The sequence below is a fragment of the Bacillus sp. NPDC057893 genome (genome assembly GCF_042796455.1).
Lineage (GTDB): Bacteria > Bacillota > Bacilli > Bacillales > Bacillaceae_G > Bacillus_A.
Genome location: NZ_JBHVNG010000026.1, coordinates 1 through 14,011, shown reverse-complemented (window position 1 = coordinate 14,011; position 14,011 = coordinate 1). Strand labels below are relative to the sequence as shown.

Here is a 14,011-nt window from a genome sequence, read left to right as displayed (position 1 = left end):
CATGCAGAATATAAAGACGGCTGGATGTCCTTTATTGTTGAACATCCAATCAAATAGATTGGCTTATGGAATTACAGGTTCCATAAGCTTTTTTTATAAAACTTAAGAATTCTTAAGGATTTTACAGGGTGTTTCCTAATTTTCATAGTTTATCATGTATGTATTCAAAGCGATGAGGTGAGTGGAGAAATTAAAAAAGAAAATTTTCTTTACAACTTTCAAGTGGATACATCGTGACAATCTCATGGAAAAGGTGGATGCAACATGACTATTTTGTTAGTAGCAAATAAGAATAGCAGCTTATTGTAAAAAACTGCAAAAACAAACTAGGAGGATATATATGATAAAACCAGTTGTAGATGTAAAAAACATTCAAAAAGTGTACGGTAAAAAAGGTGAAAATCAATCACACGCGTTAAAAGGTGTATCATTCTCAATTCAAGAGGGGGAGTTTGTAGGAATTATGGGGCCATCTGGTTCAGGAAAAACAACATTGCTAAATGTAATTGCAACTCTTGATAAAGCGACAGGTGGCGTTGTTGAAATTGCAGGAACGGATATTACGAAAATGAAGCAAGGTGAGCTTTCTGATTTCCGTTCGCAAAAATTAGGATTTATTTTCCAAGACTTTAACTTACTAGAGAATTTATCTGTTTACGAAAACATTGCACTTCCACTTTCCCTTCAAGGTGTACCATCAAGAAATATTGGGCCGAAAGTAGAAAAGGTAGCTGATATGTTAGGGATTTCAGCAATCCTTCAAAAGTATCCATCTGAAGTATCTGGTGGACAAAAGCAACGTTCAGCAGCAGCACGCGCGTTAGTTCATGAACCAGCAATTATATTAGGAGACGAGCCAACAGGAGCTCTTGATTCTAAAAATGCAACCAGTTTACTTGATGCCATGACAAACTTAAATAAAGAGCAAGGTGTATCTATTATGATGGTTACACATGATCCGTACAGTGCAAGTTACTGTCAGCGCATTTTATTCATTCAAGATGGTGAGCTATATAAAGAAATTCATCGCGGTGGTATACGTGAAGAGTTCTATAAAGAAATTTTAGACGTACTTGCAGATTTAGGCACACAAAAAGCGTAAGAAAAGGGGTTTAGGCATGTTATTTAAACTTTCCATGTCAGGGTTAAAAAGTAAGTTACAAGATTATATTGTCTTACTTGTTGGTCTTATTGTATCTATTTCAATTTTCTATATGTTTCAAACGCTAGCACTAAATAAAGGGTTCCTTGAATCTAATGCACATGTGGGTCCTATTGTATATATATTCCACATTGGTTCCTTTTTATTAGCAATTGTAACATTTTTTTATATTTTATATGCAAACTCTTTCTTATTATCTCTTCGCCAAAAAGAGTTTGGTATGTACATGATGTTAGGGGCAAAAAAGCATAAAGTTACCTTACTTATGTTTATCGAAACAATCGTATTAGGTGCCGCATCTCTTGTAATCGGAATTGCAGTTGGTATAGGACTTGCAGAAGGTATCGGACAGTTATTAATGAAACAATTGGAATTAACTGGTGAAGGTTACAAAGCATTTTATATTCCATCTATGGTTGTTACTTGCATCTTCTTCTTTGCTTTATTTGTACTATCAGCAAGTATGAATGGTATTAAATTGTCGCGTATTTCCGTATTACAACTTGTACATGCAGATGGACAAACAGAGCATGTCGCAGTAAAAGGAAAAATGACAGCTGTAGTTGCATTCCTTGGTCTGATTTTGCTAGGTATTGGTTATGCATCACTGATCTATATACCACATGAAAAAAATCTAGGAACCGTTCCTAAATTAATGGCTCTTGGATTAATCACAGCAACAGTTAGTACTTACATGTTATTTGGATCACTACTCCCAGTTATGATTAGAAAGTTAAAGAGTAATAAAAAACGTAGTGAAAAAGGGCTTAATGCTTTTACTTTTGCCCAATTAAACTTCCGTATTAATGGCCTAACAAATGTGCTTGCAACGGTAGCAATCCTAGTGGCTCTTGGCGCTGGTGGAATTGCGTGTGGTCTGGCATTTAAAAACGACGTTCTAAAGCAGACTGATAAAGGAACAATTTACGATTCGGTAGTTCATAATCCAACAGCGAAAGAAAAAAGCATTTTGAGTGGTATCTTATTCCAAGAGAAGCTTGAATATCGCTACAAAGTAGATGATAAGTATGTTTATTATATAAAAGAAGATTTAGAGAAAAATCGTCCTTTAGTAAAAGATAGAAAAGATGAGAAGACGATGAAAGTTTCAGAGGGAATTCCCATGGATGCATTTGCATTGTCAAGACAATGGGGTAAAGATGATGGGAAACCAAAACAATGGAGCGACGCTTTCCAAACAATCCAGCCAAAGTATATGTATCCTGATCATAAAGTAAAAATTGTCGATCAAAACATATACGATAGTATAAAAGGTACAGAAAATACGGTGTTTATTGGGAAAACAGATGATTTTGGATCATACATAAAAGAATGGGAAAAAATTGATGAATTACAGGTAGCGAAATATAAAAATGTGAAAGCGGAAGAACTGGATAGTAAGTATCAAACATATAATATGAATCATGGTTTTGCCAGCGGACTAATGTTTATGGGTTTCTTTGTTGGAATTGCATTCTTAGCAATGATGGCAAGTTGCTTAATGTTTAAAATTCTATCCGGTGCATCCAAAGATAGTACACGTTATCAAATGCTTCGTAAAATCGGTGTTCGCCGGGAGTTATTAATACAATCGATTTATAAGGAGTTATTCTTCGTATTTTTAGTCCCAGCAATTGTGGGTATTACTCACATATTAGTTGGTATGAACATGTTTGGCCCTCTTTTAATTGATCCGTACTTTCGTATTTGGTTACCAATTGTTATTTTTGTAGTGATTTACTCGATTTACTACTTGATTACAGTTCAATTATATAAAGGAATTGTACTTCCGAAAAAAGATTAATGTAATGATGTTATTTATACGAAGTATCAACATAATCGGACCCCGTTTTATTGATCATCCTGAATGGGTACAAGAAATTTGGAATTAATAAATGGACTAGCACTGCGGACCATAAACAATTTATTTTAGATTTAAAATTTATCTTTTATCTAAGAAGGGGCACGGCAACGATTACTACTTTTAGGGGCCATTGGCAAGTTTAAGTTAACTGAAATAGAATTCCGTTAACTTTTTATATTGATTTTGACAACATTTGTTTACGGAACTAATTTTTACAAGCTTTCTTTAAAGCTTGTAATACTATAATCTCATAAATTAAAGTTTCACCCTAAAAATCTATAATTTTTAATGAGTGGCCCGAAAAAGAAAGGACTGTTGCCGTATCCCATCACCATCAAGCTAATAAAAAGAAATGCCCCTAAAATGAAAAAATACGCTATTCTTTCTGTAGAATCATGGGAAAGGATGGCGTTTTTTTTGCTCTTAGTTTAAACCTTCCGCATAGTAAAAAGACATTCTTTATGAATGCCTCTTTACTTATTTTTTAATTCGGACCCTGTTTCCTTAAAATTCTTAATGAGAAAGTCAATGAAATATCTACTTGCTATAGGTAATACCCTTTTGTCTTTATAGGCCAAACTAATTGTGCGCTTAACAGGTGGAGAGATTGATTTTGTTACAATATTATACGGACACCTATCTAAAACAAGTTCCGGTAAAATTGATATACCAAGACCTTGTTCAATCATAGACATAATTGCATAATCATCATGTACTCGGTATTGTATGTTAGGTTCAAGAGAATTTTCTTCAAAAATGGTTAATGCTTCATTTATTTCTCCTTCATTTAAAAGTATGTAGGGCTCTTCTATTACTTCTTCCAATGAAATCTTGGTTTTAGGTGCTAAACAATGATTTGCTGGCAATACGACAAGCATTTCATCTTCTAGTAATGGAATGCTTGTTAATTTAGACACAGCTTCTGGATTAACAAAGCCAAAGTCTACGACTCCTTCTTTAATCCAATTACAAATAACTGTATATTCGCCTTGGTATATATCAAAATGAACAGCTGGGTACTGTTCCTTAAAACTTCTTATCAAATTCGGCAGCCAGTGACATGCAACGCTAGAAAATGTTCCAATTCGAATAAACCCACTTTGTAATCCTCTCATCTCTTTTTGTTTTTCTTGCAATTCTTTATGTGAATTGCTGATATTTCTAATATATGGTAGAAACTCTTCACCATCTGGCGTAAGGGTAATTCCAGTTCGAGACCGCAAGATAAGAGTAGTTGATAGTTCTTTCTCTAATGAATTTACCATTTGACTAATTGCGGATTGGGTGTAGCCTAGTTCTTCTGCCGCTTTTGTAAAATTACCTGTTTCAATCACTTTAATAAAAGCATGATATATATTCATCAAATCGCTCCTTGTATTAGAAATTCTAATACTATCATTATAAACATTCGTTTAACTAATGCAAATTTGGATGATAACATATAGCTCTACCACACAAACAGGAAAGGATAAAAACAAATGACACAAAAACAAGCAAATTTACTAATGGCTACAGTCTCTATAGGTTGGGGGACATCATATATTTTTATGAAACTTCTTGCAGATATAGCTTCTCCCTTCACAGTTGTATCCTTACGATTCGGGATTGCTTTTCTGATTATGATTATTATATTTAATAAAAAATTAATAAGTGTAAACACTAAACTATTGAGCTATAGCGCAATAGTTGGATTATTATTATGTGGGATTTTTATTTCACTTATGTATGGAATGAAAACAACATCTGCTTCTTCCGCCGGTTTTTTAACAAGTACAACTGTAATTTTAGTACCTGTTTTACAAACACTAATTACAAGAAAGCTACCACGTAAAGAGGTAATTTATGGGGTAATAACTGTTTCTATCGGTTTAGCATTACTTACTATTAAAGAAGATTTTACATTTGCATTTGGTTCTATTTTATGTTTGTTAGCTGCTCTGCTTTATGGGATACACATTGTAATTACAAACTATTTTGTTCAAAAAGTAGATGCATTTCAATTGGGTATTTTTCAAATTGGCTTTGCATTTCTTTTTGCTCTCTTAGGAAATTTCATATTTGAAATGCCTGTATTACCTAGCGGAGTCATAGGGTGGTCCGCAATACTTGGTTTAGCTATTATTTGCTCTGCTTATGGTTTTGTGATGCAGCCAATCGCTCAAAAGTATACTACACCTGAAAGTACAGGATTTTTATTTTCTCTTGAACCAGTTTTTTCAGCAATATTTGCATTCATCTTTCTAAATGAAAACATGGGGCGACAAGGATACTTAGGTGCCTTGCTAATTCTAGCTGGTGTATTAATTGCAAATACGTCATTTAAAAAACAAACTGTATTGAAGGAGATCAAGCAATGAATATTTTAATTATCTACGCACATCCAGAACCGAAGTCTTTTAATGGAGCATTAAAGGATCTGGCTGTCTCAGAATTAACTTCTTTAGGTCATCAAGTCAAAGTATCAGATTTATATGCTATGAATTTCAAAGCTGTTGCTGATGGCGACGATTTTATCCAGCGAGAAAATAAAGAGTTTTTAAAATATGCAGTAGAACAAAAACAAGCAACTAAGACAAATAATTTTTCGGTTGATATTCAAGCAGAACAAGAAAAACTTCTTTGGGCAGACTTTGTTATTTTCCAATTTCCACTATGGTGGTATTCTGTTCCTGGCATTTTAAAAGGGTGGTTTGATAGAGTATTTGCTTCTGGATTTATTTATTCAAGAGATGAAAGATATGATACAGGTAAACTGAAAGGCAGAAAAGCGATGTTGTCTACTACAACAGGTTCCCCTAAACATGCTTATACACCATACGGAATGGATGGAGATATGCATGAGAAGATACTTTATCATATTAATCATGGCATGCTTTATTTTTCTGGTTTAGAGCCTGTTGAACCATTCATTGCCTGGACACCATCCCATAATGAAGAAAATCGAAAACGTTACTTAGAGGAATATAAAAAACGCTTGCACAATATTTCTGAGATTCCTTCTATTCCATACCATCCTGCTTCTCATTATGACGAAAATCATCAACTAAAAGTAGAATATAGATAGCAATCTAGAAAAACCTAAAAATAGTCGATTTCCTTTATATTAAGGAATCGTCTGTTTTTAGGTTTTTCTTAACTTGCGAAAACGTATAAAATCCGATTTGGATTGTTGGTAGTTCTTCTATAGGTATTATGGAGAAGTTTAGAATTAATAACATTTGAAATCCATAGTACAACTATGTAAATCAATATCAAAAGACTAAATTAGAAAGGTCATCCTAACATAAATAATTTATTCTATATGGAAAAAATAATAGGAGGAACAATATGAATACTTTTATTAGTACGAAGAAAAAGCAGTTCTTTAATTAAAGGGTAATCGTTATAAGGTTAGAGATGAAAATGATCAAACTTTTTTACAAAAATCTGAAGAGATAAATCAAGTTTTAAAACGAGCCATAGAGACAAAAGAAGACATTGATCTCTGGCATAATAAAGATGGAATTATAATATATAAGATTGTTAGTGTACCTTTGAAATAAAGTCGTACAGTTTATAAAAAAGTTGCACCGCTTTATCCCTTTTTATAAAGGGGTATTTTTAATTTTCAAAAACATTTGTCAAAAATACTTTACGAATTGTAAAAATAAATTACAATTGTCTTAAGAGGTGTTGCTATTGTTACATAATAAAATTGTAGTTTGCCGAGCAGAAAAAGGTTGGACTCAAGAAGAACTGGCAAAAAGGGTGGGTGTTAGTCGTCAAACTATCGCTACTCTTGAAAAAAATAAATATAATCCTTCTCTAATTCTTGCTTTTAAAATTGCAAATATATTTGAAAAGTCAATAACTGACGTGTTCGATTATCAGGAGGAGTGAGACATATGTTGTGGTTAAAATCTTTATTTTTAGTTTTAATATTCATCAGTCAGATGTATGTAATAAAATTTCAATCAAGTGATGAAGCAAAAGACGAAAGAGGAAGAGAAGTTCAAAATAAAACAAATAATGTGTTGTATAACATCCTATATTTAGGTATCATTGCTATTATTATTTTTCAATCGATAGATATTGTTCCTTCAGAATTTCTACCTGATTTATTGTTATATTTTATGCTTTCATTAAGTGTGCTAGGCAGTATTTTTATATTTATCAACAGGAACAGGAAAAATTACTAATATGAGTTAGGCTTTTTATCTTGTTCTGTTAGGCGATTGAACAAAATATTTCTTTTAAGAAGTGAAATTTATATGCTAATCATGAAGGGATATAGTTAAACAAACAGCTGAGTTTATTTAAGTAGGCCACATAAAATGATCAATCTTTTTTATAAAAAATTAAGGAATCCAAAATTAAAACCCACACATTTTGATCAAACTTTTTCAAAGTGTGTGGGTTTCTTCTATTTATATAATTAATATTTGCAGCAATACTTTAATTAAACTTCAATTCAAACCAATAGTTAGCATTCATAAGTTTGATGCAATAAATAAGACATTAGTTGTTACAGATGCGTGTGGTTTTAACAATCCATTGTACTTAGTTGATATTGTAGAGTGTAACATTCACAGATAATGAAAAAAAGGTATGGTTGGATTGCTCAAACACATACCTTTTTAGGAATTTTAACCCCATAGAGTAAGATCCACAGTTCTATAAGCAAAAAAATAGGGAGATATCGATAAGACAAATCGAGAATCTTCCTATTATATAGATGCTAGAACAATGAATGCCCAATATCTATTGTAGCCAGATTTTGACGTCTTGTACGCTCTCTTAAATAACGCTCTGTCGTCATAATAGATTCATGACCTAAGTAGTCACGTATTTTCTTAAGTTCAACACCTTTTCCCATTAAATAATTCGCAAAGAAATGTCTACAGGTATGGGGTGTAATTCTATCTCTTCGGTGGCGTAGAAACGGTAAATTAGTTTCTTCAATTTTTTCTGCCACGTATTTTGATAAGTAGTCTGCTCGATAGTGTGAGCCATCTGCTTTGGGTAGAAAAGCAGATGTACTTGAGACATCCAATTTACTCGTTTGTCTTCGTAATTGACGAAGACGACAGATATCGTCAAGTACATCCTCAAAAATACGAACTTCCCTGGCTTTATTCCCTTTTCCAACTACACGTAAGAGATACGTATTTAAGGAGGAATGGAATACAAGGTCTGCCCACTTTGCATTTGCAACTTCTTCAATCCGGAGTCCGGTAGTCGTAAGGAGGAAAAACAATGCATACATAAAGTGATTTGTTTTCTTCAGTGTATCTAGAATCTCATTTACTTCTTCAGGAAAGAGGTCACGATTGACCAGCGCTTCTTTTTTTACAGATACCTTTTTTATACGAGTGCTATAGTCATCTGTTAATCCGTTATTATCATATACATATCGTAGAAACTGCTGTACCACTGTTTTTTTTCGACGTAATGTAGTGGCCGCATATTTCTTACTTAGTTCATAGAAGTAGATTTCCATCTCATTATGCGATAACTCTTGAATGGTTCCTACTTTTTCTTTTATGTAACGAAGGAAATGAGAAAGGTCATGTAGATAGATTTTTTTTGTCCGATCACTTCTCTTTTTCGTTAAGGAAGGTTCATCATGTAAAAATAAATAAACCAAGGATTCTTCACTCAATTGGGAATAATCAATGTTTCGGATGCCTATACCCATAATTTTTTCAAAGTGGCTATTATCAAAAAAATCCGACTTCGATTTTATCAGTTGATTATCATGTTTGAAATTTATAATATTCAAATTTAGTCACAACCTTTAGTAGAATGAATTGAAACATACATATTTTATATAAACTTTTATTATTCCAATTATACCACAATAAATAGATTATTTATTGTGGTATAAAATGAAATATTCAAAAATGGTATTTTCCTTATTATTTAACTTTTCATCTTAATGGATATATAATTGAAATGTTTAATTGGATCTTTTGTACATTTCAACCTAAATATGATAGGAGGAGCTTTTTTTGAAAAATCTTCGTCGGAAAATATTACGTGAAACTTATGATTTAGAATATACCCATTGTTCAACTTACCCTCTGAACAACCTATCAATGAATTATACAGATGAGAAAAAAAAGGCAAAACAACGAAACTATAAACATTGTAAAGGCTGTCCAATTTTCGATTCCATTCGCGAGAAAGGAGAGCAATTGAATCTTTTATCAAAAAAGAGTACATTTAATAAGGTAAGAGAACGTTACATAGATAATCCGATCAAGTATCTGCAGTATAAAGAGTATTCATTAAAGAATGTAGTAAAAGAGACGGGTTTAACAAAGTACGAACTAAGAAAATTAATACAACAACTAGAATGAATGTTTCGGATGAGGTGAGAAATGAATTATTTATCTTTCGAAGAGGTATGCGATAGGGTAGGTTTAACAAAAAATCAATTAAGCTATTTAATAAAGTATAAACAAATCCAACCTATAAATCCTGTTACCTGGAAAGCAGATGGCGGATACCGTTTTAAAGAAGAAGATGTGCTAAAACTTGTTGAAATGTATAAGGATGCTTTGACATTAAAGAAAGCATCCGAGTTTCTCGGTAGATCGAAGACATATTTACATAATGCTGCAAGAGATGGTTTATTACCATTTAAAGAAATTGCTAAAGGGAAATCTACTGAGCGATTGTATTTAAAAAGAGATTTAGAAATTTTTAAGCAAGAAATTGAAAATATATCAAAAGAGGAACCAAGAGAAAAAAAGCAGCATGTGAGCTTATATCTTGATCCAAAGGTAGTGGAAGCAATAAAGAAAAAAGCTTCAAAAAAAGGGTATAATGGTTACAAAAAGTTTGCAGAAGACATTTTATATGAAGAAGTGAAGGGAGAAATAGAATAATAGATTTTCAAACGAAAATAGGACCCTTTAAAACCGACAATCGTTTTAAGGGTCCTATTTTCGTTTTGTAGATGATTATGCGACTTTGAATGTAATTGTATTAACTCCCTCGTTAAAGTGGATTATAATTGAATTTAAGAGGTCGTGTTTTGGTTTGTTTTTTAAAAATTTGCTACAGTTACAAAAAATGGTAACTGAATTATTAGAAAAAAGATTCACAATCAAAAAAATTGATATTTTTGTAAACTATGCTAATTATTTCTTTTACTAAAATAAAAGGCACTCCACAGAAAAAAGCAAATGCAAATGAACTTTTGGAAAAATACGTTATGAAAAAAAATATAAGTATACATATTTATATTATAGTAAACTAAAATCAATTATACCCATACTTTCCGAATGTTTATACAATATAATTAATTTTAGTGGAAGTACAGGGATTTCCACTACCTGCTCGTGCGGAATATGTACAACAGAAGAGCATAAGGATTATGAACGCAAAGGTAAATAAAAAGTCTTTAGCGTCGCAAATCCGTATTCTCGGGACACTTCCTCAAATCTAAACGATATACCAATATAAGATGAATAATAAAGAACTAGCTAAATTTTAGCTAGTTCTTTATTATTCATCTTATATATTTTGAAGTACAGTTTGAATTTGTGATTTTTCTAACTCAGGTGATAATAGTTAAAAAAACGATTCTAAGAAAGAATCTATATAAACTCTAAAATAAATTCTGAACTATTATTAGTTTAATTATTTTTGGTTAATCTGAAATTTTAAAGCTGCCTCCATAATAATAATTTTCTCCAAGTTTCATAACAGCTACGTATGTTCCAGGTTTATAAACGGAAGTAATAGGTGTTATAAATCTACCATAATTATGCGAGATACCTGAGTCATAAATCGTTTTATATCTCTGCATGTTTATTTCTTCATTCTCATTCGCACTTAATCGATATATTTTTACAATACCGGTATCTTTACCACCAGTATAAATAGTAACATCGAATGTACCCCCATGCTTTAGGTCACCAACTGCTAATTCCTCTATGAAATCTGCATTATGGTGTAGTGAAAAATAGTTTTGCCACTGCCAATTGTCTAAAACTGGTGTTTCTTTTTGGATTCTTTGCGATTCAGCAGAAGCAGGTGTGATTGTACCAATTGTACTTGAATATGTAATACCTCCAATAGCTAGTGTTCCAATAATTGCTGCCTTCCCTAAAAGTTTCATCTTTTTAACCTCCCAGTTGATAGAAAACTCAGAAATCTAACTCGTGAAAAATCAGCTGTACAGTCAAAGGGATGATGGCATCTTCTAAAATCATATTAACATCTATATATTTGTTAGACAAATTAAAAAAATAAGAAAAAACAATCGGGTATTGATTTAGATGAATTTAGAGACCATGAGGATAAGTAAATTTTTAATTGCAACAGCCCTGACTTAAAGATTCAGGAGTTACCATAGTTGGAGCATTTACTGCAAGAGTTCCCCATAAGCGTTTAACTTTCTCTAACTAGGGTAATAGAATTGAAGTATATGGTTGGGGAGAGTATGTATCTACACTAGATACATATCAAAATAGCGAAGGACAAAAGGTTACAGATCAGAGGATAACCAATCGCTATACTTCTAATTTCCGTGATACCTCTAGCATCTCACCTATAATCGTTGGGGCTGGCTGTATCGATTTAAGGAATTTCCAAAGAACATTTAGATAAAATGGGGGGTACCAGATTTAATCTTGCTAGCTTTTACATATATGAAAGCTATGTCACTAATAGTGGTAATCACCTCATTGGTATATTGAAATAGCTTTAGTGATAGCAGGGATGCCCCCCAACCATCCTTTAAATAAAGCTGGACTGGTAGATTAGATTTTAGTAATGTAGGTTTAAAATGAATTACTTTATTTAATTCTGCTGCAGCCATTATGGGAATCATTTCTGTATTTTCGCAAATAAATCGTGGTAATAAAAACAGATGCTGGTTTCTAGCATCTATTTTTATTGTATGAGATTTCTAAAAAATAATACTTTACAAACACAACACCTTTATTTAGAATAATTAATATAATTCGACAAAACACGACAAAAGAAATGATTTATTAATTTTCAGAAAAAGGGGAACATTCTACACTTTCCGGGGTAGTGTCCATATGAATCAGATAGGTAGATAAGGTAATAAAGTAAATACCCAATATGATTCAGTGTTTATGGAATTGATTCCTATGAGAATTCGGAGAAAAGATGCTGGTAAATCTTTCACATAGCTCAACACTAGAATTTAATCGTTTTAAATTAACTAACATCTAAACAAAATTATGTATAAAAAAAGTATTAGAAGAACATACCTTATTTTTTAAAGGGGACACAGAGGATATGAGGAAGCTATTAAAAAAGAAATCTGTTACACAACTGTTAGAGCATAATAAGAGTAAGAACTTAACGAAGACATTAGGATTATTTGATTTAATTATGTTAGGGATAGGTTCAATAATTGGAACAGGAGTTCTTGTGTTAACCGGATTAGTAGCAGCAAGTGATGCTGGCCCAGCAGTTATTTTTTCATTTGTACTTGCAGCAATTGTATGTGGATTTATCGCTTTATGTTACGCAGAAATTGCATCTGCGCTTCCGACTTCAGGTAGTGTATATACGTACTCTTATGCAACGATTGGTGAATTTGTGGCACATTTAGTGGGTTGGACTCTACTCTCAATTTATATCGTGGCTACAGCAGCGGTTGCTAGTGGATGGACAGGATATTTCCACAATTTAATAAGTGGATTGGGGTTAGAGATACCTAAATCACTATTATCGATTCCATCACAAGGTGGTATTATGAATCTACCAGCGGTGGTCATTACATTAATAATTACATGGATGTTATCACGTGGTACGAAGGAAAGTAAACGTATCAATAACATAATGGTGTTAATTAAAATTGGAATGGTTATATTATTTATTGTAGTTGGTGTTTTCTATGTAAAACCAGAGAACTGGGTACCGTTTACACCATACGGTTTAAGTGGCGTTTTAGCTGGTGGAGCAGCCGTATTCTTTGCTTTTATGGGGTTTGATATACTGGCAACTTCGGCAGAAGAAGTAAAAGATCCGCAACGAAATCTTCCCATTGGTATTATTGTATCGTTAATTATATGTACAATTATCTACGTTATAGTGTGCCTTGTTATGACAGGTATGGTTTCCTATAAAGAATTAAATGTACCTGAAGCAATGGCTTATGTAATGGAAGTCGTGGGACAAGATAAAGTTGCTGGTGTAATTGCTGCAGGAGCAGTAATCGGCCTTATGGCTGTTATTTTCTCGACTATGTATGCAGCAACACGTGTATTCTTTGCTATGAGTCGTGATGGATTGTTACCAAAATCACTTGCGAAGATTAATAAAAAGACTGGAGCACCAACCTTTACAATTGGAGTAGCGGGAATAGGAAGCTCTTTAATAGCTGGATTTATTGATTTGAAAGAGTTAGCGAATTTAGTTAATATTGGCGGGTTGGTAACGTTCGCATTGGTTGGTGTATCAGTTATTATCCTGCGTAAAACACATCCAAATTTAAAACGTGGATTTATGGTACCTTTTGTACCCATATTACCTATGATTTCAATTGTAAGTTGTGTATTTTTAATGCTAAATTTGCCAATAAGAACATGGGTGTACTTCATTATTTGGATAACTATCGGCGCAGTAATATATTTCATGTATTCGATGAAACATAGTAATTTAAATGAGGAAACAAAATCAAAAGCATATGATAAAATAGCGAAATAATATCGATGTTGAGTAATATAGATATTGATAAAATAGGAAAAAGATGACTTTTATTTATTACAGAAGTCATCTTTTTTTATAAGTATTAAAATGAGTATTTGGGAAGTTAAATTTGTTATAATTAATAAGTATTATAATTGAATATTTAGAAGAACTCTAAGAGGATGCTTTTGTTACTATTGGTCAATTGTATTTTTGAGGGATTTATTCACGAACATTGAACTACCCCCACTTTCACTTCGTTTAGAAGAGGGGGATTCCTAAGTAAAGAGTTCTATCGAACTCTAATTTATTAGGCTATCTCCACA

General features: G+C 32.4%; 12 protein-coding genes and 1 pseudogene. 10 read left to right on the top strand and 3 right to left on the bottom strand.

Translation table 11 applies throughout. The features are described 5' to 3' along the window. Positions 1-340: 340 nt before the first annotated feature. The gene (locus ACFVQC_RS29860; RefSeq protein ID WP_377900140.1) at positions 341-1,102 is read left to right on the top strand and encodes an ABC transporter ATP-binding protein; all 762 of its coding nucleotides are present in this window, start codon (positions 341-343) and stop codon (positions 1,100-1,102) included. Positions 1,103-1,118: 16 nt separating this feature from the next. Further along, positions 1,119-2,966, top strand: coding sequence for an FtsX-like permease family protein (locus tag ACFVQC_RS29855; protein ID WP_377900138.1), 1,848 nt, complete (start codon positions 1,119-1,121; stop codon positions 2,964-2,966). Between the two features lie 533 nt (positions 2,967-3,499). Here ACFVQC_RS29855 and ACFVQC_RS29850 read toward each other — a convergent pair. After that, entirely contained in the window at positions 3,500-4,387 is an 888-nt protein-coding gene (locus ACFVQC_RS29850; RefSeq protein WP_377900137.1) for a LysR family transcriptional regulator, read from the bottom strand. 117 nt (positions 4,388-4,504) lie between these two features. Here ACFVQC_RS29850 and ACFVQC_RS29845 point away from each other — a divergent pair, with 117 nt between their 5' ends. The 4 genes from ACFVQC_RS29845 to ACFVQC_RS29830 all read left to right on the top strand — a co-directional run bounded on the left by ACFVQC_RS29845 (position 4,505) and on the right by ACFVQC_RS29830 (position 7,204). Then, positions 4,505-5,383: a DMT family transporter gene (locus ACFVQC_RS29845; protein ID WP_377900135.1), complete on the top strand. Its 879-nt coding sequence runs from the start codon at positions 4,505-4,507 to the stop codon at positions 5,381-5,383. After that, positions 5,380-6,090 carry an NAD(P)H-dependent oxidoreductase gene (locus ACFVQC_RS29840; RefSeq protein WP_377900133.1) on the top strand — a complete coding sequence of 237 codons (711 nt, stop codon included), beginning with the start codon at positions 5,380-5,382 and terminating at the stop codon, positions 6,088-6,090. The genes ACFVQC_RS29845 and ACFVQC_RS29840 overlap by 4 nt, the downstream gene beginning before the upstream one ends. Before the next feature lie 614 nt (positions 6,091-6,704). Beyond that, on the top strand, positions 6,705-6,905 hold the full coding sequence (locus ACFVQC_RS29835) for a helix-turn-helix transcriptional regulator (RefSeq protein WP_002094847.1): 201 nt from the start codon (positions 6,705-6,707) through the stop codon (positions 6,903-6,905). A gap of 5 nt (positions 6,906-6,910) precedes the next feature. After that, positions 6,911-7,204, top strand: a complete 294-nt coding sequence (locus tag ACFVQC_RS29830; RefSeq protein WP_377900132.1) for a hypothetical protein — start codon at positions 6,911-6,913, stop codon at positions 7,202-7,204. A 539-nt stretch (positions 7,205-7,743) separates the two neighbouring features. Here the strand turns inward: ACFVQC_RS29830 and ACFVQC_RS29825 are convergent. Next, the gene (locus ACFVQC_RS29825; protein ID WP_377900131.1) at positions 7,744-8,787 is read right to left on the bottom strand and encodes a tyrosine-type recombinase/integrase; all 1,044 of its coding nucleotides are present in this window, start codon (positions 8,785-8,787) and stop codon (positions 7,744-7,746) included. A gap of 229 nt (positions 8,788-9,016) precedes the next feature. Here ACFVQC_RS29825 and ACFVQC_RS29820 point away from each other — a divergent pair, with 229 nt between their 5' ends. Both ACFVQC_RS29820 and ACFVQC_RS29815 read left to right on the top strand, forming a co-directional pair. Further along, positions 9,017-9,367 carry a transposase gene (locus tag ACFVQC_RS29820; RefSeq protein WP_377900129.1) on the top strand — a complete coding sequence of 117 codons (351 nt, stop codon included), beginning with the start codon at positions 9,017-9,019 and terminating at the stop codon, positions 9,365-9,367. 21 nt (positions 9,368-9,388) lie between these two features. Then, positions 9,389-9,898: a DNA-binding protein gene (locus tag ACFVQC_RS29815; protein WP_377900128.1), complete on the top strand. Its 510-nt coding sequence runs from the start codon at positions 9,389-9,391 to the stop codon at positions 9,896-9,898. A gap of 767 nt (positions 9,899-10,665) precedes the next feature. Here the strand turns inward: ACFVQC_RS29815 and ACFVQC_RS29810 are convergent. Further along, complete coding sequence (locus tag ACFVQC_RS29810; RefSeq protein ID WP_377900127.1) at positions 10,666-11,136, bottom strand: DUF5065 family protein; 471 nt, start codon at positions 11,134-11,136, stop codon at positions 10,666-10,668. 147 nt (positions 11,137-11,283) lie between these two features. On the opposite strand from ACFVQC_RS29810, the pseudogene ACFVQC_RS29805 reads away from it, so the two are divergent. Both ACFVQC_RS29805 and ACFVQC_RS29800 read left to right on the top strand, forming a co-directional pair. After that, positions 11,284-11,598, top strand: a pseudogene (locus ACFVQC_RS29805) (S8/S53 family peptidase); the annotation flags it as partial. A 689-nt stretch (positions 11,599-12,287) separates the two neighbouring features. Beyond that, positions 12,288-13,703, top strand: coding sequence for an amino acid permease (locus tag ACFVQC_RS29800; protein ID WP_377900126.1), 1,416 nt, complete (start codon positions 12,288-12,290; stop codon positions 13,701-13,703). Positions 13,704-14,011 lie beyond the last annotated feature (308 nt).